Annotated in this window: 21 protein-coding genes; 12 read left to right on the plus strand and 9 right to left on the minus strand. The window is 59.4% G+C overall.

Annotation, left to right across the window (positions count from 1 at the left end; genetic code table 11):
- Nucleotides 1–23 precede the first annotated feature (23 nt).
- A complete protein-coding gene (locus VRB54_RS13500; RefSeq protein ID WP_338477604.1) occupies nucleotides 24–1,121 on the plus strand; it encodes a carboxynorspermidine decarboxylase in 1,098 nt (365 codons plus the stop codon).
- Nucleotides 1,122–1,149: 28 nt separating this feature from the next.
- Nucleotides 1,150–2,394 (plus strand): saccharopine dehydrogenase family protein, encoded by a 1,245-nt coding sequence (locus VRB54_RS13505; RefSeq protein WP_338477605.1) that lies wholly within the window; start codon nucleotides 1,150–1,152, stop codon nucleotides 2,392–2,394.
- A gap of 202 nt (nucleotides 2,395–2,596) precedes the next feature.
- Here the strand turns inward: VRB54_RS13505 and VRB54_RS13510 are convergent, their stop codons facing one another.
- Nucleotides 2,597–3,376, minus strand: coding sequence for an IclR family transcriptional regulator (locus VRB54_RS13510; protein ID WP_338477606.1), 780 nt, complete (start codon nucleotides 3,374–3,376; stop codon nucleotides 2,597–2,599).
- A 216-nt stretch (nucleotides 3,377–3,592) separates the two neighbouring features.
- Here VRB54_RS13510 and VRB54_RS13515 point away from each other — a divergent pair, with 216 nt between their 5' ends.
- Genes VRB54_RS13515 through VRB54_RS13530 form a run of 4 tightly spaced genes read left to right on the plus strand, consistent with a single transcriptional unit; the run spans nucleotide 3,593 to nucleotide 7,054 of the window.
- Nucleotides 3,593–4,375 (plus strand): ABC transporter substrate-binding protein, encoded by a 783-nt coding sequence (locus VRB54_RS13515; RefSeq protein ID WP_338477607.1) that lies wholly within the window; start codon nucleotides 3,593–3,595, stop codon nucleotides 4,373–4,375.
- Nucleotides 4,372–5,040, plus strand: coding sequence for an amino acid ABC transporter permease (locus tag VRB54_RS13520; protein ID WP_338477608.1), 669 nt, complete (start codon nucleotides 4,372–4,374; stop codon nucleotides 5,038–5,040). Before VRB54_RS13515 ends, VRB54_RS13520 begins: the two co-directional genes overlap by 4 nt.
- Nucleotides 5,037–5,789 (plus strand): amino acid ABC transporter ATP-binding protein, encoded by a 753-nt coding sequence (locus VRB54_RS13525; protein WP_338477609.1) that lies wholly within the window; start codon nucleotides 5,037–5,039, stop codon nucleotides 5,787–5,789. The genes VRB54_RS13520 and VRB54_RS13525 overlap by 4 nt, the downstream gene beginning before the upstream one ends.
- Nucleotides 5,786–7,054, plus strand: a complete 1,269-nt coding sequence (locus VRB54_RS13530; protein ID WP_338477610.1) for an FAD-binding oxidoreductase — start codon at nucleotides 5,786–5,788, stop codon at nucleotides 7,052–7,054. The genes VRB54_RS13525 and VRB54_RS13530 overlap by 4 nt, the downstream gene beginning before the upstream one ends.
- 362 nt (nucleotides 7,055–7,416) lie before the next feature.
- On the opposite strand, the gene glsB is transcribed toward VRB54_RS13530, so the two are convergent.
- From glsB to VRB54_RS13545, 3 genes are all read right to left on the minus strand, one after another.
- Entirely contained in the window at nucleotides 7,417–8,325 is a 909-nt protein-coding gene (glsB, locus tag VRB54_RS13535; RefSeq protein ID WP_338477611.1) for a glutaminase B, read from the minus strand.
- Between the two features lie 90 nt (nucleotides 8,326–8,415).
- Entirely contained in the window at nucleotides 8,416–9,045 is a 630-nt protein-coding gene (locus tag VRB54_RS13540) for a ribonuclease T2 (RefSeq protein ID WP_338477612.1), read from the minus strand.
- Between the two features lie 35 nt (nucleotides 9,046–9,080).
- On the minus strand, nucleotides 9,081–10,061 hold the full coding sequence (locus VRB54_RS13545) for a Gfo/Idh/MocA family oxidoreductase (protein WP_338477613.1): 981 nt from the start codon (nucleotides 10,059–10,061) through the stop codon (nucleotides 9,081–9,083).
- 126 nt (nucleotides 10,062–10,187) lie between these two features.
- Here VRB54_RS13545 and VRB54_RS13550 point away from each other — a divergent pair, with 126 nt between their 5' ends.
- Complete coding sequence (locus tag VRB54_RS13550; protein WP_338477614.1) at nucleotides 10,188–10,550, plus strand: NUDIX hydrolase; 363 nt, start codon at nucleotides 10,188–10,190, stop codon at nucleotides 10,548–10,550.
- Between the two features lie 437 nt (nucleotides 10,551–10,987).
- On the opposite strand, the gene VRB54_RS13555 is transcribed toward VRB54_RS13550, so the two are convergent.
- Together VRB54_RS13555 and VRB54_RS13560 are read right to left on the minus strand one after the other, a co-directional pair.
- Entirely contained in the window at nucleotides 10,988–11,317 is a 330-nt protein-coding gene (locus VRB54_RS13555; RefSeq protein WP_338477615.1) for a hypothetical protein, read from the minus strand.
- A gap of 81 nt (nucleotides 11,318–11,398) precedes the next feature.
- Entirely contained in the window at nucleotides 11,399–13,891 is a 2,493-nt protein-coding gene (locus VRB54_RS13560) for a TonB-dependent siderophore receptor (protein WP_338477616.1), read from the minus strand.
- Nucleotides 13,892–14,144: 253 nt separating this feature from the next.
- Between VRB54_RS13560 and VRB54_RS13565 the strand changes: the two genes are divergently transcribed.
- A complete protein-coding gene (locus tag VRB54_RS13565) occupies nucleotides 14,145–14,603 on the plus strand; it encodes a hypothetical protein (protein ID WP_338477617.1) in 459 nt (152 codons plus the stop codon).
- 284 nt (nucleotides 14,604–14,887) lie between these two features.
- Nucleotides 14,888–15,271, plus strand: a complete 384-nt coding sequence (locus VRB54_RS13570; protein WP_082638413.1) for a hypothetical protein — start codon at nucleotides 14,888–14,890, stop codon at nucleotides 15,269–15,271.
- Between the two features lie 410 nt (nucleotides 15,272–15,681).
- On the opposite strand, the gene VRB54_RS13575 is transcribed toward VRB54_RS13570, so the two are convergent.
- On the minus strand, nucleotides 15,682–16,692 hold the full coding sequence (locus VRB54_RS13575; protein WP_322213895.1) for an ABC transporter substrate-binding protein: 1,011 nt from the start codon (nucleotides 16,690–16,692) through the stop codon (nucleotides 15,682–15,684).
- A gap of 133 nt (nucleotides 16,693–16,825) precedes the next feature.
- Nucleotides 16,826–17,296, minus strand: coding sequence for a hypothetical protein (locus VRB54_RS13580; RefSeq protein ID WP_422396057.1), 471 nt, complete (start codon nucleotides 17,294–17,296; stop codon nucleotides 16,826–16,828).
- A gap of 381 nt (nucleotides 17,297–17,677) precedes the next feature.
- Here VRB54_RS13580 and VRB54_RS13585 point away from each other — a divergent pair, with 381 nt between their 5' ends.
- The 3 genes from VRB54_RS13585 (at nucleotide 17,678) to VRB54_RS13595 (ending at nucleotide 18,606) form a co-directional block, all read left to right on the plus strand.
- Nucleotides 17,678–17,953, plus strand: a complete 276-nt coding sequence (locus VRB54_RS13585; protein WP_338477618.1) for a hypothetical protein — start codon at nucleotides 17,678–17,680, stop codon at nucleotides 17,951–17,953.
- A gap of 109 nt (nucleotides 17,954–18,062) precedes the next feature.
- Nucleotides 18,063–18,293: a hypothetical protein gene (locus tag VRB54_RS13590; RefSeq protein WP_209982675.1), complete on the plus strand. Its 231-nt coding sequence runs from the start codon at nucleotides 18,063–18,065 to the stop codon at nucleotides 18,291–18,293.
- A 70-nt stretch (nucleotides 18,294–18,363) separates the two neighbouring features.
- The gene (locus VRB54_RS13595; protein ID WP_209982677.1) at nucleotides 18,364–18,606 is read left to right on the plus strand and encodes a DUF2789 domain-containing protein; all 243 of its coding nucleotides are present in this window, start codon (nucleotides 18,364–18,366) and stop codon (nucleotides 18,604–18,606) included.
- A 33-nt stretch (nucleotides 18,607–18,639) separates the two neighbouring features.
- On the opposite strand, the gene VRB54_RS13600 is transcribed toward VRB54_RS13595, so the two are convergent.
- On the minus strand, nucleotides 18,640–20,313 hold the full coding sequence (locus VRB54_RS13600; protein ID WP_422396058.1) for a methyl-accepting chemotaxis protein: 1,674 nt from the start codon (nucleotides 20,311–20,313) through the stop codon (nucleotides 18,640–18,642).
- Nucleotides 20,314–20,370: the final 57 nt, after the last annotated feature.

The following is a 20,370-nucleotide window of genomic DNA, read 5'->3' on the forward strand; positions in this document are numbered from 1 at the left end:
GGCACCGCCGCAGGCTCTCAAAAATGATCAAAACGCCGTATTACCTCATCGACAAACAGAAGCTTCTGGTCAACATGCAGAAGATTGCCTACGTGCGCGAGCAGTCCGGCGCCAAGGCTCTGCTGGCGCTCAAGTGCTTTGCCACCTGGTCGGTGTTCGACCTGATGCAGCAATACATGGACGGCACCACCTCGTCGTCACTGTATGAGCTCAAGCTCGGCCGCCAGAAGTTCGACGGCGAAGCGCACGCCTACAGCGTGGCCTGGGCCGACGATGAAATCGAAGAGATGCTGGAAAACTGCGACAAGATCATCTTCAACTCCATCAGCCAGTTGCAGCGCTTTGCCGCACGCAGCGAAGGCAAGACCCGCGGCCTGCGCGTCAACCCGCAGGTGAGCAGCTCCGACTACCTGCTGGCCGACCCGGCGCGTCCGTTCAGCCGCCTGGGCGAGTGGGACCCGGTGAAGATCGACGGCGTGATCGAGCAGATCTCCGGCTTCATGTTCCACAACAATTGCGAGAACGGCGACTTCAGCCTGTTCGACAAGATGCTCGGTACCATCGAAGAGCGCTTCGGCGCGCTGCTGCACAAGGTCAAGTGGGTCAGCCTCGGCGGCGGCATCCACTTCACCGGTGAAGGCTATGCACTCGACGCATTCTGCGCGCGGCTCAAGGCGTTCTCCGAGAAGTACGGCGTGCAGGTCTATCTGGAACCCGGCGAAGCGGCGATCACCAACAGTGCTTCCCTGGAAGTCACCGTGCTCGACACCCTCTACAACGGCAAGCACCTCGCCGTGGTCGACAGCTCCATCGAAGCCCACCTGCTGGACCTGCTGATCTACCGCCTCAACGCCAAGCTGGCACCGAGCGAGGGTGAACACACCTATATGGTGTGCGGCAAATCCTGCCTGGCCGGGGACATCTTCGGCGAGTATCAATTTGATCGTCCGCTGGCCATCGGCGATCGGCTGTCGTTCATCGACACCGCAGGCTACACCATGGTCAAGAAAAACTGGTTCAACGGCCTGAAAATGCCGTCCATCGTAGTGAAACAACTCGACGGTACAGTCGAAGTGGTTCGTGAATTTGGTTACGACGACTACCTGTCCAGCCTTTCGTAAGCTGGCGGATATAGGAGAAATAAAGCAATTGAAAAAGAACGTTCTTATCATTGGTGCAGGAGGTGTCGCCAAGGTGGTGGCCCACAAGTGCGCGCAGCACAACGACGAACTCGGTCGTATTGCTATCGCGTCGCGCAACATCTCCAAATGCCAGGCCATCATCGACAGCGTCAAGGCCAAGGGTAGCCTCAAGGTTCCCGCCGACATCCAGGCCTTCGCGCTGAACGCTCTGGACGTGGAAGCGACCAAAGCCCTGATCCGCGAGACCGAATCGCAGATCGTCATCAACGTGGGTTCCGCGTTCCTCAACATGTCGGTACTGCGTGCCTGCATCGACACGGGCGTCGCCTACCTCGACACCGCCATTCACGAAGAGCCGGGCAAGGTCTGCGAGACCCCGCCGTGGTACGGCAACTACGAATGGAACCACCTGGAAGAGTGCAAACAGAAGAACATCACCGCCATCCTTGGCGTGGGCTTCGACCCAGGTGTCGTCAACGCGTATGCCGCGCTGGCGCAGCAACAGCATTTCGACCGCATTGATTCGATCGACATTCTCGACGTCAATGCTGGCAGCCATGGCAAATATTTCGCCACCAACTTCGACCCGGAAATCAACTTCCGCGAATTCACCGGGCAGGTGTGGAGCTGGCAGAACAGCCAGTGGACCAGCAACACCATGTTCGAAGTCAAACGCACCGACGACCTGCCGGTGGTCGGTTCGCAGAACCTCTACCTCACCGGCCATGATGAAGTGCACTCACTGTCGAAAAACCTCGACGTGCCCAACGTGCGTTTCTGGATGAGCTTCGGCGAGCACTACATCAACGTGTTCACCGTGCTGAAAAACCTCGGCCTGCTGTCCGAAAAGCCGGTCAAAACCGCCGAAGGCCTGGAAGTGGTGCCGTTGAAAGTGGTCAAGGCCGTACTGCCCGATCCCTCTTCGCTGGCCCCCGGCTACACCGGCAAAACCTGCATCGGCGACCTGGTCAAGGGCACCAAAAATGGCCAGCCGCACGAGATGTTCATCTACAACGTCGCGTGCCATGAAGAAGCCTTCGCCGAGACCGACAGCCAGGGCATTTCCTACACCGCCGGCGTGCCGCCGGTCGCCGCTGCGCTGCTGGTTGCCCGTGGCGAGTGGGATGTGAAACACATGGCCAACGTCGAGGAACTGCCGGCCGAGCCGTTCCTCAAGGCGCTGGACGTGATGGGCCTGCCGACGCGGATCAAGGACGAGAACGGCGACCGTGCGTGGGATGCGATTGCCTGATCGGCGATTGTTGACCGAACAAAAAAATGCGCCCTCAGGGGCGCATTTTTTGTTTGGGGTGGGTTAGCGATTCCCAAAACCAATGAAGATCCAAATGTGGGAGGGGCTTGCCCCCGATGGCTGTGGGTCAGTGACAAATTTATTCACTGACACACCCTCATCGGGGGCAAGCCCCCTCCCACATTTGAATCTCTGTTAGATGTTATTCCAGGTTTCGGGCCGAGTTACTCAACGCCCTTGAACACTGCAACAACGCCGGCGCCAAATGCTTCTCGGCATCCGCCCGGCTCCAGCGACTGGTGGGCGCCACCACATGCACCGCCGCAACGGGCCGGCCATTCGCCCCAAGCACCGGCGCGCCGATGGTCATGTCCCCCAGGAACAGCTCCTGGCCATTCACCGCGTAGCCCTGCTCGCGGACCTGTTGCAACGACTCCAGAATCCGCTCGACCTCCGTCAGCGTCTGGCTGGTGTGTGCAATACGCTGGCTGTTCTCGATCAACACCAACGCCTCATCCTGCGGCAACGCGCTCAAATATGCGCGCCCGGACGCCGTGCAGTACATCGGCACCCGCGAACCAATCGGCATGTGCACCGGCACAAAACCCGAGCTGACAAACCGTGCGATATAGGTCATGTCGTAACCGGCAGGCTCGGTCAGGCACGAAGTTTCCCCGGTCAGGCGGGTCAGTTCCGAGAGGAACGGGTTGGCCACCTCGATCAATGAATGCGCATCCAGGTAACTGAAGCCCAACTCCAACACCCGGGGTGTGAGTTGGTAATGCCGTGTGCGCGAGTGTTTCCGAAGGTAACCCAGGCTTTCAAGGGTAAACACCATGCGCTGGGCCGAACTTTTGGTCATGCCGGCGGCTTCGGCCACCTCTGCAAGGCTCATGCTGCGGCGCTGGGCGCTGAATGCCTTAAGCACCGACAGACCTTTTTCCAGGGATTGGTTGTGCAAACTGTTGCGTTCTTCGGACATGGCGGGCTCACGGCGGCGGTGGGTCAAGCGTGGCGTTATTTCTACTCCAAACCGGAAAAATTGACTACAAAAAATCGCATACCGATACGAAAGGTTCATTTTTTTGATTTTTTATAGCGGAATACGATTTTTATGAATCGAAATGGCACAGAGCTTGCGATTTCATCGCTAACCGCATGCGGTACTGACGATCCGTTTTCCTTCTGGAGTAACCCGATGAACAGTCTTTCGCCCTTGTTTCGCCGCCTTGCCTTCGGCCTGTGTGCCGCGCTTTGCGTTACCGCCGCGCACGCAGAGAGTGCGTCCTCGTACAAAGTCGGTGCAACGGCCAGCGGCTCACCGTTCACCTTTCTGGATATCAAGAGCAACAGCATTCAAGGCGTGATGGTCGACGTGGCCGAGGCCGTGGGCAAGGCCGGTGGTTTTACCAGCCAGATCGAACAGACCAACTTCGCCGCACTGATCCCCTCCCTCACCTCCGGCAAGCTGGACTTCATTTCCGCCGGCATGCTCAAGACCGGGGAACGCACCAAGGTCGTCGACTTCAGCGCCCCGGTGTACGCCTACGGCGAAGGCCTGATCGTCAATGCCGACGACGATACCGCCTACCCCGACCTGATGCCGCTCAAAGACCAGATCGTGGGTGTACAGGCCGGCACCATCTTCTACGATCAACTGAACAAGCTCGGCATCTTCAAGGAAATCCGCACCTACGACTCCATCAGCGAAATGGTTCGCGACCTGTCCCTGGGCCGCATCAAGGCGGCGGTCGGCGACCAACCGGTGGTGGCCTACCAGATCCGCCAGAAGCTGTTCAAAGGCGTAAAACTCGCGCCTGACTACAAGCCCACCAACGTCGGCGAAGTGTGCCTGGTGGTACGCAAAGGCGACGCCGCAACCCTCGAACGCTTGAACAGCGCCATCGCCAGCATCAAGGCCGACGGCAGCCTGGACAGCATCCTCAAGAAGTGGGGGCTCGATACCCAGGTGCGCCCATGAACCTTGCCGAGTTCCTGCAAAACGCCCATGACTTTTTGCCGATCCTGCTGCAAGGGGCCTGGGTGACGATCCAGATCACCGTGCTGTCGTTCCTGCTCAGCAGCGCCATCGGCCTAGTGCTGGCGTTGCTAAAGCTGTCGCCGATCCGCGCGCTGTCGTGGGCGGCCAGCACCATCATCAATGTGATCCGTGGGCTGCCGATCATCGTGCAGCTGTTCTATATCTACTTTGTGCTGCCGGACATGGGCGTGCACCTCACGGCGTTTTATGCGGGCGTGATCGGCATGGGCATCGCCTACTCGGCGTACCAGGCCGAGAACTTTCGCACCGGCATCATCGCCGTTGAACAGGGCCAACGCGAAGCCGCCGAAGCCCTGGGGATGCGCTCGGTGTTGATGATGCGTCGGGTGATCCTGCCGCAAGCGTTTCGCATTGCCCTGCCGCCCTATGGCAACACCCTGGTGATGATGCTCAAGGACTCGTCTTTGGTGTCGACCATCACCGTCGCCGAGATGACGCGCCAGGGCCAGCTGATTGCCTCGTCCACCTTCCAGAACATGACCGTCTACACCCTGGTTGCGCTGCTCTACCTGCTGATGAGCCTGCCGCTGGTGTATGGCCTGCGTCGTATGGAACAGCACCTGGGCCGGAGGAAAAAAGCATGATCGAAGTACGCCAACTGCAAAAACATTACGGCAGCCACCGCGTGCTGCACGGCGTCGACCTCGACGTGGCCAGGGGCGAAGTGGTGTGCCTGATCGGCCCGTCGGGCTCGGGCAAGTCCACCCTGCTGCGCTGCATCAATGCGCTGGAAGCCTACGACGGCGGCGTGATCAATGTGTTCGGCGAAACCGTGCAACGCGGCAGCAAAACCGTTCACGCCCTGCGCAGCCGCATGGGCATGGTGTTCCAGCGTTTCAATTTGTTCCCGCACCGCACCGTGCTGGAAAACGTCATGGAAGGCCCGGTGTATGTCAAACGCGAGCCGTTGCAACACGCGCGCGAAGAAGCCTTGGCCCTGCTGGAAAAAGTCGGCCTCAGCGCCAAGGCCGACGCCTACCCGGAGCAGCTCTCAGGCGGCCAGCAACAACGCGTGGCGATCGCCCGTGCCCTGGCAATGAAACCCGAAGCCATGCTGTTCGACGAACCCACTTCGGCCCTCGACCCGGAACTGGTCGGCGACGTGCTGGAAGTGATGCGCACCTTGGCCGACGAAGGCATGACCATGATCGTGGTCACCCACGAAATGGGCTTTGCCCGCGAGGTGGCCGACCGCGTGTGCTTTCTGCATGGTGGCTACATTGTCGAAAGCGGCCCGGCCGAGCAAGTGCTGGGCAACCCGCAACATGCGCGCACCCAGGATTTCCTGCGGCGTGTGCTGCACCCCACCGGCAATACGCGGAGCCTGTCATGAAGTCGTTGTGGTCGGCGACGGCGCCGTCGGCGGTGCCCACGCCTGGGTTGAGTGAATCGGTGAAGGTCGATGTGGCGATTGTGGGCGCCGGCTACACCGGTTTGTCCACTGCATTGCACCTGGCCGAGCGTGGCGTGAGCGTGTGCGTGCTGGAAGCCAGCGAGCCGGGCTGGGGGGCGTCGGGGCGCAATGGTGGGCAGGTCAATCCGACGCTCAAGTACGACCCGGAGCAGTTGGCGAAAATGTACGGCCCGGAACGTGCCGAACCGTTGATCTGCGCCGTGTCGGATTCGGCCGACTTGGTGTTCAAGTTGATCGAACGCCATGGCATCGATTGCGCGCCGGTGCGCAAAGGTTGGATGCAGGTGTCGTACACCGAGAAAGGCGTGGCCGGGTTGCATGCTCGCGCCGAGCAGTGGGCCCGCCGTGGTGTGCCGGTGCAGCGCCTGGATGTGAATGCCGTGGCGTCGCGCATGGGCAGCGAGGCCTTTGCCGGTGGCTGGTTGGATGGCCGTGCAGGGGCGATCCAGCCGTTGGCGTATGCGCGCGGGTTGGTGGGTGCGGCGTTGGCGGCGGGTGTGCGGATTCATGGTCAAAGCGCGGTTAACGGGTTGCAACGCCATGGCTCGGGCTGGCAATTGCAGACCGCCAATGGCGCGCAAGTCACGGCCGATCAAGTGGTCCTCGCCACCAATGGCTACAGCGGCAACCTATGGCCAGGCATGGCGCAGAGCATTCTGGCGGCGAACAGTTTCATCGTCGCCACCAAGCCGTTGAGCGGGCAAGCGGCCGACAGCATTTTGCCGGGGCAGGAAACCGTGTCCACGGCGCAGCGGCTATTGCTGTATTTCCGTAAGGACAGCCATGGACGCTTGTTGATGGGTGGCCGCGGGCTGTTCAACGATCCCACATCGCCCAATGATTTTGCGCACTTGGAGCGCTCGCTGGCATTGCTGTTTCCACAACTGGGGCCGCTGGAATTCGAGTACCGCTGGGCCGGACGTATCGCAATCACCCGAGACTTCATGCCCCATGTGCATGAGCCTGCACCGGGACTGACCTTGGCGTTGGGCTGCAATGGCCGGGGGATTGCGCTGTGTACCAGCCTGGGCCAGCAATTGGCCGGGCGCTTGTGCGACAACCAGGCGGAGTTTGCCTACCCGGTCACGCCGTTGCAGCGCTTGCCGATGCATGGGTTGCAGCGGTTTTACATTGGGGCGGGGGTGGCATGGTACAGCCTGCTTGACCGACTCAACGTGAGCTGACACCGCCATCACAAACATCACAAAACTCTGTGGGAGGGCTTGCCCCGATTGCGGTGGCCCAGTCCACTTATCATTGGCTGAGACTTGGTCATTGGGAGCAAGCCCACTCTTGTCAGGCACAAAATAAATCGTTGATTTAAAAGATGAAGTTTCAGACAGCCTCATTCCTGTGGCGAGCAGGCTTGTCCTGCGTTGGGCTGCGCAGCAGCCCCAAAACCATGCTCCGGGCAGTGTCAGGCACCCCGTGTTTTCCTTGATTGGGGGCGCTACGCACCCCAACGCGGGGCAAGCCCGCTCGCCACAGGGACTCCAGTTTGCTGCGCGACAGCGCTAAATCGAAGACTTGGCGGAGCCTCCCACACTCAAAACACCGACCAGCCAATCCGCTCACTCAGCAACTCCAGCGCCTTCATCCCCGCCAGCGAGTTCCCGGCGGCGTTCAACTCCGGCGACCACACGCACACCGTAAATTGCCCCGGCACCACCGCGACGATCCCGCCGCCTACCCCGCTCTTGCCGGGCAACCCTACCCGATAGGCAAAATTGCCCGCCTCGTCGTACAGGCCGCTGGTGGCCATGATCGAGTTGACCTGTTTGGTCTGGCGCGCGGTGAGGATCTGTTCGCCGCTGTGGGCGCTCACGCCTTCGTTGGCCAGGAAGCTGAAAGCCTTGGCCAGGTCCAGGCAGCTCATCTGCAAGGCGCAATAGTTGAAGTAGCTGTGCAGCACCGCGTCGACGTCGTTGTGGAAGTTGCCGAAGGATTTCATCAGGTAGGCCATGGCCGCGTTGCGCGCACCATGCTGCGCTTCGGAGTCGGCGACGATGCTGTTGACCAGGATCTGTGGGTTGCCTGACAGGCGCCGGACGAAGTCGCGCATCGACAGAATCGGCACGGCGAAGCGCGACTGGTTGATGTCGCAGATCACCAGAGCGCCAGCGTTGATAAACGGGTTGCGCGGGCGGCCGCGCTCGAATTCCAGTTGCACCATGGAGTTGAACGGTTGCCCCGAGGGCTCGTGGCCCAGGCGCTCCCAGATGGTTTCGCCGCCGTGGTCGATGGCCTGCACCAGGCTGAACACCTTGGAAATGCTCTGCACCGAGAACAACGTGTCGGCATCCCCGGCGCAGTAGGCGGCGCCGTCGTTGCCGTACACCGCGATGCCCAGCTGGTTGGCGGTTACATCGGCCAGCGCGGGGATGTAGCCGGCAACTTTGCCCTGGCCGATCAGTGGACGAACTTCGTCGAGAATCGCGTCCAGCAGCGCCTGCATGTCTTGTCCTGTCATCGTGCCTTGCATCGTGGATAAGCGGGGCGCGGAGGATACCGCAAAGCTGCGGATCAGGCAGGTGCCGCGCTCAGATTAACGCTGCACCGGGATGCGGATATCGCCGCTGCGGCACTGGGTCTTCACGCTTGTGGGGCAACCGGCAAAGCGCAGATCCTTGCTCAGGCACACGCGCACTTCGGACAACACCTTGCCCTTGCAGATCACCGCCACGCTGTGATTGCCCATGGACGGGTTGCTCTGGCGAAACAGCGCTTCGATTTCAGCGGCCTCAAGATAATTGGGCACGTTGAACGGTTGCAGTTGCTGCGCAATCTGCACGGAGGCCAGCGCAGCATCCGTCGCGTCGAGGTAACGCGTGGCGTCCAGGCCGCTGCATGTGCCGTGCTTGCTCCACTCATGCTTGAGCAGTGCCTGCGTGGGGAATATCAACGCGCCCTTGGCCAGCTCGGCGTCCGACAGCCGTGAACGTGGATCACACGCCGACGGCCAGCCACCCTTCGCGTATTGCGGCCAAAGCCCGTGCAGCACAAAGCCATATCCCTTGCCCGAACATTGTTCGTTGGCCGGGTGCGTGAGGCAGAACGTCGGCGACCACGACAACGACAACACATAAAAATCAAAATCCCCGGCAGGACGCTGCTCGCGTGGCGCTGCAGTCACACTTGCGGCCAGGACCAGCCATACGGCCATCCAGTATTTCATGGGTCTATTCCTTGAAAAGGCTGATCCTGGCACGGCTAGCCGGGATGGTTGGGGTTACGTTGTAGCACCTTGTCGAGGATACGATCGGTCTTCAGCGCTTCGATCGCCTGAGAGGGATGCTCGGCCTCACCACGGATGTGTGCATTCATCGCCAGCACGTGATGCCACTGGATGTGTGCATGGCACGGCACTTCCAGCACCTGGTGGGTCTGCCCTTCAAGGTACAGAGGCTGGTCTTCGAACACGGAAAATGTAATGCGACCCAGGCTGCCAATCAGCTCGACCTTGTCTTCACGGCGGTCCGCGACGAAATTCCAGCAGCCCATGCCCAGGGCACCGTTGGCGAAGGTCCAGCAGGCCGTCACCGCGTCTTCGGCGGCATAGTGCCCGGCCTGCCGTGCGGTAAAGCCCGACACCTCGACAATGTCCCCGGCCAGGTACTGGAACAGGTCGAAGCCATGACTGGCCAGGTCGGCAAAATAGCCGCCGCCGGCAATGGCCGGGTCGGTGCGCCAGTTGGCGGCACTGGCGTCATTGGCGGCCGGCGGTTTGCACAGGGTCCAGGTCAGGTGGCGCAGTTCGCCAATGCGGCCCTGTTGCAGCCAGTCGCGTACCTGCTGAAAGCGCGGCAGCGAGCGCCGGTAATAGGACACGAACAGGTGCAGCCCGGCGCGCTCGAAGGTGCGCTGCATCAAGGCGCTCTGTTCGGCATTCAGCGACATGGGTTTCTCGACGCAGCAATGCTTGCCGGCTGCGGCCACCATCAGGCTGTAGTCGAGGTGACTGTCGGGGGGCGTGGCGATGTAGACCGCGTCCACTTCGGGGTCGTCGATCAGCGCCTGGGCGTCGGTGTAATAGCGTGCAATGCCATGGCGCGTCGCATAATCGCGCACGGCCTCCTCGCGACGCCCCATCACGGCCACCAGGGCAGAACCTGGCGCTTTATAGAAAGCGGGTCCACTCTTCAACTCAGTGACGTTGCCACAGCCGATCATGCCCCAACGTACGGTGTTCATCGGTTTTCCTCGTCCTTTTCGTTCAAGCGGGCAGTATCCACATACATACCCCGGCACGCCATAACCACTTAGCATGACAATTGCATTACAATTTTGTGACATTCATTTGCTGCGGGGGCACAGACGATGAAAATCAGAGCCACGGTCATTTGCGAACACGAGGGACACATTCTTTTCGTGCGCAAGGCCAGATCCAAATGGGCCTTGCCGGGTGGCAAGGTCGAACGCGACGAACGCCCGGTAGGCGCGGCAGAACGCGAGCTGGAAGAAGAAACCGGGCTGAACGTGGACGGGTTGCTGTACCTGCAGGAGCTCAAGGCACGCGACACGCTGCACCATGTGTTCGAGGCCTCGGTGGTCAATATCGACCAGGCGCGACCGCGCAACGAGATTGTCGATTGTCGCTGGCATGCCTATGGGGATGTCGATCAGCTCGATACCACCGATGCCACTCGGCATATCGTTAAATCGTTTGTGCGGCGTTTGTAAGGGTCAACTTGCGATCCTCAAGTGCCCGCACTGAATCACCCCTTATCGGTGATCCTGCCCGCTCAGCGTGCAGCAGTTGGACGTCAATCTTACGCCCCGGACAGAGGCCACACTGGCAGCCCTTTCCATTTGTGAACAAAGCAGCCACCGCTCGACGGCCGCTTGCCGCTGCCGATCCACCTTGGCGTTGTACTGCACGAAGTAAACGCCCAGCAGCACCGCGACACCCAGCACTGCGGCGGCGAAGTAGCCGAAGCTATCTGACGATGATGGTTCCGGCGCAGTCAAGAGTGACGGGCGCCCTGCTCTTTCCGGCGTTCGCATACAGGCCTCCAGGGTGAAGTGCGCGATTGTATGCAAATGGAGACACAGCATCTGTCGTGGATTTGTAAGCGCTGCGGCAGGTAACCCCCGGGGATCCTCAGCGCCTCAGCCCTTCATTTGCGCGCGACCCGGTAGCGCAGGCATTCCTGATAGAAGCTTTGGCGAATCGCCTCGGGCTTGAGCCGTGATCGACTGTCGTAGGTTTGCTCGGTGATACCCATGGCCATCATGTGCATCCACGGCTTGTTGAACTTGATGGTCTGGATCTTCTGCCGAGCGGCATAGAGCGACACGCCCGACAGCTTGAGTTCCTGAGCCCTGGCCGCCGTACCGGCCCCCCAACTGCACATGTATTTGTCACCTTCGCGCAGCTCCCGTGCCTGCACGGCAGCCGCGCCGCCGGTCAGGGAGCAGGCGAACAGCATGATTCCAACAGTGCGCATGTGCTTCCTCACCTAACCACCTGAAAATAAAAGCGATTCTGGCGAGGATTTTGTTACATGGGGGCCATCAGATTGCCTTATTTACCACTGATAGGTGGCGCTCGCCTGCACGGTGCGCTGTGAGCCGTACCAGCACCACGAATATGACAGGCACGACGCGACGTATTCTTTATTTGCAAGGTTGGAGGCGTTCACGGCCAGGCGCAGGTTGTCCTTGGGGTTGGCAATGTTGGGAATGTCGTAGTGCACCGCCGCGTCGAACAACGTGTAACCCGGCACCTTCAGGGTATTGGCGGTATCGCCCCATGAAGAGCCGACATAGCGCGCACCGGCTCCCACGCCAAAGCCTTTCATCTGGCCGTCGTGAAAGGTGTAGTCCGCCCACGCCGATGCCGTGTGACGTGGCAGACCGTACGTCGTGGTGCCTTTGACCGGAACCGCCGGGCCGATGCCGATATCGGTGATCGGCGCATACTGCGCGGTGCTGTTGGACTGGCTGGCGCGATTATCCAGATAGGCATAGGCGGCGGTTATATCCAGGTTGTCGTTGAGGCTGGCCTTGCCTTCCAGCTCAAAGCCACGGGATTGCTGTTCGCCATCCTGGATCGAGCAGCGGCCGTTACCGCACATATGGGACGGGTCCGGATCAAGGGTCGGAACGTTACTCTGACGCAGGTCGAAAATGGCTGCGGTGATAAAGCTGTTGCTGCCCGGCGGCTGGTACTTGATGCCGATTTCATACTGCTTGCCTTCGGTCGGCTTGAACACCGAACCGCCGTAGCCGGTGCCCGACTGCGGATTGAACGACTCCGCATAACTGGCATACGGCGCCAGGCCGTTATCGAACAGATACACCAGACCGACTCGACCAGTGAACGCATGGCTGTCCAGGGAGGACTTGCTCTTGGCGCCGTTGCTCAGCGCCTTGGTGGTGCTGTCGGTGCTGGCCCAGTCATAGCGACCGCCGAGCAGCAGCACCCATTTGTCCCACTTCATTTGCTCTTGCAGGTACACCCCGGTCTGTTCACTGCGCGACGTGGCGTCGGTGCCGAAGGCAGGGGTGGCCACGGGCGCGCCGTAGACCGGATCGAAGATATCCAGGTTCGGTCCCTTGCCGTAGCCCGCCTTGGTGTCGGTACTGGTGTTCTGGTAATCCAGGCCCGTGAGGAAGGTGTGCTGCAACGGCCCGGTATCGAATTTGGCCTGCAACTGGTTATCGACGGTGTAGGCGTCCATGTCCACGTCAGTGGCGATGGTCGAGCGCGTGGCGGTGCGGTAATCGGCCTGCAGGTTGCTGCTGTAGATGCTGCGATAGATGCCTTCGGCACGCAGGTAACGGGCGTTCTGGCGCACGGTCCAGACATCGTTGAAGTGATGTTCGAACGCATAGCCGAGGGAGTAGTACTCGCGGTCACTCTTCTCGAAATTCTTCTCGCCATCATAGAAATCCACATCGATCCTGCGCCCGGTCGGGCTGTGCAGCACCGAGCCCCAGGCCGGCACCGAACCGTAGGACGCACCCTTCGGGTCCTTCTGAAAATGCCCCAGCAAGGTCAGCGAAGTGGCGTCATCCGGGCGCCAGGTGAAGGCGCCGGACAGCGATTGGCGACGGGTTTCGGTGTGTTCCACCTGGCCATCGGCGTCGTCGAAAAGTCCGGCAACGCGGTAGGCATATACCCCCTGATCGTCAATCGGCCCGCTCAGGTCGAAGGTGGTGCGTTTTTTGTTGAAGGTGCCGTACTCCACGCCCACTTCATGGAACGGCGTATCCAGCGGGCGTTTGGTGACCATGTTGATCACCCCGCTCGGCGTGCCCTGGCCGTACAGCACCGACGCCGGGCCGCGCAGCACTTCAACGCGCTCCAGGTCGAACGCGTCCTTTTGCGGCAGGGCGTCGCGGCTTGACGGCACGCGCAGGCCGTCCAGGTAAGTGGCCGGGGCGAAGCCACGGATGGTGAGCTGGTCGAGACGCGAAGCGGTGGCGCCCCGGGTTTCCGGAACCACGGCGGCGCTGTAGCGCAGGATCTGATTGAGGCTTTCGGCGTTCTGCGCGCGCATCTGGTCCTTGGTGACCACGGAGATCGACTGCGGGGTTTCGATCAGCGCCGTATCAGTCTTGGTGCCCGACAGGCTGCGGCTGGCCACATAGCCGGTCACCGGCCCGGTCGGGCTTTCGGTCTGGTAAGCCGCGCTGATGGTGGTGGCCTGCAACTCCATGGCGCCGCCGCTATCCGGGACGGCTTCGAGCCGGTAACGGTCGGCGGCAATTTTCAGCGCCTGCAAGCCGCTGCCAGCGAGCAACCGGGCCAGTGCCGCATCCGTCTCGTACTGCCCGCTGAGGCCACCGCTGCGCTTGCCTCGGGTCAGACGCGCATCAAAAGCCAGCACCAGCCCTGCCTGCTCGGCCAGGCTATTGAGTGCCTGACTCAGATCACCGGCCGGAACCTGAAAGCGGCGCAAGGCGCTGCTGCTGTCTTCGGCAAAGACTGGCTGGACCGCCAGCAACGGCATGGCGGCAAAGGCGATCGCCACTGACAGGGCCAGTGGATGCAAGGGACGGGCAAGGCGCGACATGGAAAATCCTGCGTAATGAAGGTTCTATTAACCATGACGGCCAGGTCGCAACATCGGGCAAGGATGAGAGCGATTTTTATTTGAGCGGGTGCTTTGCAAGCAGACGGGTTGCGATATTGTGTGGCTCGTTGGCCTGGTTTTCAGCGGGTTTTCTGCGCGGTGTGTCAGCCTTTTCTGTTTTGTACAACCGTTCATGCGCGGGCTTTTTGCTGGGGCAGAATCCGACGCCTTGACCCCTGCCGAGACGTCACGGATGTCCCACGCTGCCCACATTCCAACTCACCAAAAGGTTCGCAAAGAAATGAGCTATCTTGACGACGAAATAGTCAAAAATTTTAACCAACTGAATATCGAATTCGAAATCTCGCCAGAAGCCGAGCACGATTTAATTGTTGAAAAAATAAATGCAATCGTTCCTTTCTTTGGAAACCAGATAGCTTGGAGCCAATTCAAGGAAAATACTCATATTGGTCCGTCTCCATCACAGGCCACGCTAGCGTTATTAGATAAAAAAATAAAAGAAGCCACTAAGCACAATGTAATTTTTATTGGTGACGCGACCGACAATGCCTATTCAATTTCAGCCACAGACCTAATGCAATCACTGCAAATTTTTTCAAAAACACCCCAGCACACTTACATACTTCAAAAACAGCTGGATTGGATTGCTTGCATTTCATTTGAGGGCGACATTGATTTCGCGATTTTTTAGCTTGGCCCAATAGATAACCAATACTTCTTGAAAAAGCATATATCTTACGCAGCCAGCTAAAGAAACATCGTCTGATCCACCCACTAATCCAAGAACTGGCAAACTTGACAAAGAACGGATCATCTCTAAAGACTCAAAACAAAGTATTCGCTATGGTTCGCACGAAATGAATAGCAAACCGACCAAACATCACTATCATGAGGAAACGTGGACATTTGAGCTAAAAACAAACACTATGAATTTGGACAATACAGTCGTTAGAGTCCATTTAAAGAAGAAGTAACATGCAGGTACGAATAACCGAAACGTTCGAAAATGCGAACGCATCACATGTGAAATTCCAATCACCTGTTGGAGACGGAATTGGAGTATGTACAGATGCCAGTATTAAAACTGGAGCAAGTCTCGACGTGGAACTCGACCTGGACGAGGTCTTTTCATGGGGGCGAAATATCAGACCGTCGCTTTGTAAGACTCCGCAAATCATGGTCATAAACGGCATAACACACATCACCGCAAAGCTCATTCAGAGTTCCGACAATGAGTTCGCAGCCCTGCAGGTTGGCGACTCTATAATCCTAATTGAACTCGACGGGCCTATGCCTCAAGAACACGAATTCGTTGATCTAAAAGCTGCAAAGATCCATCTCTATCCGACGAATATCTGAGCAGGCTTGAATTCCAAACCGCTAACAAACGCCCATCGCCAAACACGACGGCGAATTAAAATACCTATTCAACTTGGCAAACCTCGCCCACCCGCCCTCTTGAAAATCCATCAATTCCAAGACTCAAATCGTCCTCGCAATATCGCCATGACTATCGCGCCAAACCTATTGCAAATCGCAACAGTGGCCCGCAGAGAAATACAACACAGCCCGTAGCTACACCAGCCATGCAATGGCAATAAACCCCATCGCACCCAGAAATATGCCTGGCACCAAGGGCCGAACGCTGGCACTGGTCCGGTGGCAAATTCGCCCGGAAACTGTACTGTGCACCGGCATTGCACAAGGGCTGCTTCGCAGCCCAACGCGGGACAAGCCCGCTCGCCACGAAAGCTCACTCCCTACAACAATTACTCTTTCAAGCCAGCCTCAACCTTCTGCGCCACCTCCGCCGTCAACCAGGCTTTCCACACCTCAGGATGTTCCTTGAGAAACGCCTGGGCCACTTGCCTTGGCGCTGTGTGATTTTCGCTCATGGTTGCCAGGGCCTTGTTCAATGGATCGATAGGGAACTGGACCTTGGTGAAGAACTCGGCGATCTGCGGATGTTGCTGCTGGAATGGCGTGGATACGCCAATGCTCAGCTTGGACGCCAGCGACCGGGTAGGACGAGGGTTGGGATTGTCGGCGTCGGTGAGGGTCTTCCACGCGTCGGCGTCAAACGGTGGTTCTTCCAGCTGAATCAGTTTGTAGCGACCCATTAATGGAGTCGGCGACCAGTAGTAGAACAATACCGGTTTGCCTCGGCGGATCGATGAGGCTATCTCGGCGTCCAATGCCGCGCCCGAGCCGCTGCGGAAGTTCACGTAGCTGTCGTCCAGGCCATAGGCCTTGAGCTTCTGCTTGTTGACCACTTCGGACGTCCAGCCGATGGGGCTGTTGAGAAAGCGGCCCTTGCCGGGCGACTCCGGGTCCTTGAACACGTCCTTGTAGCGCGCCAGGTCCTGCACGGTCTTCAGGTCCGGCGCCAGCGGCTTGAGGCCTTTGGACGGGTCACCCTTGACCACGTATTCCGGCACCCACCAGCCTTCTGTAGCGCCCTTGACCGTATCGCCCAGGCCCACCACTTTGCCTTCTGCTTCAGCCTTGATCCACACCGGGCTGCGGCCGGCCCATTCTTCGCCGATCACCTGGATATCGTTTTTCGCCAGGGCGGTTTCCAGGGTGATGGTGGTGCCGGGCAAGGTGTCGGTGGGCAAGTCATAGCCCTTTTCGACGATAAAACGCAGCACTTCGGTGATCAGGCTGCCGCTTTCCCAGTTCAGGTCGGCAAAATGCACGGGGGCCTGCGCCGCCGACACCGGCAACGACAGACTCAACGTCGTCACAGCCGCAGCCAACAGGGTTCTCAATCCTTTCATGCCTTCCCACCTCGCATCTGTGCAGCCACTGACGGACGGCTTGCTGCCTATGCGCGAAGCCTCTGAATAGTTAAGTCAGCTCAACTGTAGTAGAGGTTCCGCAAAGAGAAAGGAATCAAAGAGCCTGCTGTGGTTACTCGCTGGCCTTGAAGGTCACCAGCTCACCCTTGCGCCACTTGGCGGCTTTGCCGGTTACGGCCTTGAGGGTCTTGGTCAGGCCTTCCTGCAGCTGTTCATGGGCGGCGAATACCAGCATCACGCTGTGGCCTTCCTTGAACACGATGCCCTGGCCTTCGGCTGACGAAACAAAGGCGTAATCGCCCAGGCCGTACACCGTCAACTTGATATCGCGAAACTTCAATTCGAACTTGCCACCCTCGCGACTGGGCAACACGGCGGCGCGAAAATGGTCGCCCACCTTCAGTTCCAGACGTGGCTTGTCGTCGACGACCAGGGCCGCCTCGGTGTCGATTTCGGCAATGTAGATGCCTTCCGGCGTCTGTTCAGTGATGTAAACAAACCGCGATTGAAACTGCTTGACCAACTTTGCGCGCAAATCACCCAGCACGAACAACGCGTGCATATCCAGATTACTGACTGCCAAGGAAACGCCCCCACATTGAAATAGTGCCGCCCGCCGGAGCAGGCAGCACAAAAAAACGGCCCTCAGGCACGATCACATAGTCGTTAAAAAACTGAAGAAAACCCTGCTGCGCCTTAAGACTAGTACAGGCATGCACGATGGACCTTGTGCAAGGTCATCGGCGTCACAGCAAATCACAGGTTCAACGGCCAGGGAATACGGGCCGCGCTACTTCAGAGAATAACCCGGTCCAGCGCGCACAATTCCGACGCACCTACAAAACAAAACACTTGAACACGGAACCAGACGGGTTGCCGGCGACAATACTAAAACAGCACCGCCGTTCAAAACCACTCGAAACGCTGCCGATGAGTGCACAGGATCAATCAAAAGGAGCTGACCATGCAACCACGCCTACACGATGCTACGTCTTCCCGTACCTGTTCATCTGCGCAGGACGGGCGCCAATACTACTGCCTGCCTGACCTCGAGGGGTACTCCAATTCCGTTCTTTACCGCGTTGTACCGGCCGGACGCAACTTCTTCCATATTCTGGAAGTGACCAGCGGCAGAATTCGCGGCTTTCGCAGCCACCACGGCAAGGCCTGCGAACTGGCCCGGCAACTGGAAGCCAGCCTGTACGCCCTTCACGGGACGAGCGGTTCGTCACACCGATGACTTTACTGCGCCACCATCCTTCAACAACTGCCATACTGCCGCGTCCATTGAAGTTTGCCCATGTGGGTGCGGTTTCAGCAGTGCAGTTACCTTGAAGGGAAGGCAATACGTGACGGAATTTGATATTGGCGAGTTTTTCATCCACGGCGATGCAAGGGAAATAGAAGGTGAGTTTCAGGCGGTGATCGTGATGCGCGCCAAACCGCCGCTGACCACCGTTACCACACATCAAGTGGAAAAAGACCGTTGGTTCAAGACATTCGAGACGGCTGCGGTCGCTGGCCGCGAGTCAGCCCAGGCGCTCAAGGCCGCTGTGGATTCAGGCGCCCTGACCTCCTGAGAATCGGATCGAACTCTGGCGGACCACAGGTCTCCCATGCATACGATGGTCAGCCCGCATGGAGAAACCGATGGACACTACTACCCCGACGCTGGAAACCCTGTTCGATCAACTGGGCCTGGATTCAAGCCAGGCAGGGATCGAGCGCTTCACCGCAGAACACCGCCTGCCCAATGACGTAAAGCTGATCGATGCGCCGTTCTGGAGTGAGCAGCAGGCGAGCTTCCTCAAGGAGCAATTGCATGTTGACGCTGAATGGGCGCCGGCCGTGGATGATCTGAATGCGTTGCTGCATGAATCCCCGGAAGCCTGATTCATCCCACAGCCAGATAACCGTGGCGGCGAACTAAACCTTGGCCGCCTCGGGCTTATAGCCCAGACGCAGACCGCCCCAATGCCGGCCTTTGACCCTGATCGGCACAGACAGGTCATGCATCAACTCACCCGTATCGCGGGTATAGGTTTGCAATAACACCGCCTGCTGATGACTGCCGCAGCGGATGCCGGTGCGGTCCTCGAACTTGCGCTTGGTGCGATTTTGCACCGCGTCCACCTGAGCATCTCCCGTCAACGCCTGTGAAAACGCCTGGTTATGCGTCGGCACGTAGCCCTGCGGCGTACAGGCAATCGCAAACACCAGCCCCTCATGGCGCGGCAGCAACGCTTCCTGTATCGCCGGCAGCACCTTGTCGGTGTAACCGTCAAAACGCGTGTGATATTTACTCGGGCTGGTATTGGGTATCAACGTATAGCTGCGGTCGAACAGGTCATCCAGGCTGATTCGGCCCTGCTGCACATCCGCCTCGAACTGTTCGGCGATACGGTTGGCACCCTCGCGGGCCAGATCGTAGACACGCTGGTGATAGTCATCCAGACCGACCTCGGCCAGGCGCTCGCTGATGGTTTCCGCCTGCCCTTCCATCTGCACCGCGGCGTCAGCCAACTGGCGCGTCTGCTGGTCGCTCACCGTGAGGTCACTGCGCATCTGCTCCACCGCATGAAACAGGCTGTCGAGTTGCGCGCGGTTGGTGTCGCTGCCCTGGGCGATTTCGTTGACCTGCCCTTCCACATCCGCCGCCAGGCTGGCGATGGTCTCCAACTGTTCGCCGGCTTCTTCCACCTGCGCAACGCCGGTATTGAGGTCCGCCGACAGTTGGCGAATCTGCTCCACCACCTGGGCCGTGCGCTGCTGGATATCCGCCACCATTACCCCGACCTCATCGGTGGCCTTGGCCGTACGCCCGGTCAGCCCCCGCACTTCATCGGCCACCACCGCAAATCCGCGGCCGTGCTCGCCGGCCCGTGCCGCTTCAATGGCGGCGTTCAAGGCCAGCAGGTTGGTCTGGCTGGCGATGGACTGGATTACCAGGGTCACACGCTGGATTTCTTCGCTGCGCTGGCTCAAGGCTTCGATCAGCTCACGGCTGGCGTTGGCGCGCTGGCTGAGCTGGTGCATGCGTGTGATGGACTGGGCCAGCACCTCGCGGCCCTCGCTGCTGCGCTGATGGGCCTGGCTGGCCGCGCCGAGGGCCTGCCGGCTGAGCTGGGCGGTCACTTGTTCGGTGCCGATCATCACTTCAGCGCTGCTGACGATCTGTTTGGCCGCACTCAGCTGGGATTGCAGGCGCGCCGCCAGTTGCTTGACCGAATAGGCCACGCCTGCGGCTGACAATGCGTTATGGCTGGTGGTATGGGAAAGGTCGCGTGTGAGCTCGCCGATCGCGTCAACGGCGTTGATCGAGGTCACGGCAGGGGTGCGGGGTTTCAAGCGCGGCAGCCAGATCACCAGCAAGGCCAGTGGCAGACACAGGTACAGCGGCAGGCCGGCAAAAGCCAGGCCCAGCAGCACCAGCACCATCGCGGCGCTCTGCACAAGCGGCATCAGCCAGACGGGCAGCCTGCTCACCGTTTGCGGCGGCATTGCCATGCCCATCAGAGATCCATCTCCAGCCATCGTCGTTACCCCACTGCTTGTCGTTGTTGTGCCTGCATTAAACGCCACTATCGGGCCATTATCCATGGGCCTTTAGTGGGGGCTTGCAGCACATCAACAGAGGGGGCTTAACGGGTATTGCCC

Source organism: Pseudomonas trivialis, from assembly GCF_036864995.1.
GTDB classification, from domain to species: Bacteria; Pseudomonadota; Gammaproteobacteria; order Pseudomonadales; family Pseudomonadaceae; genus Aquipseudomonas; species Aquipseudomonas trivialis.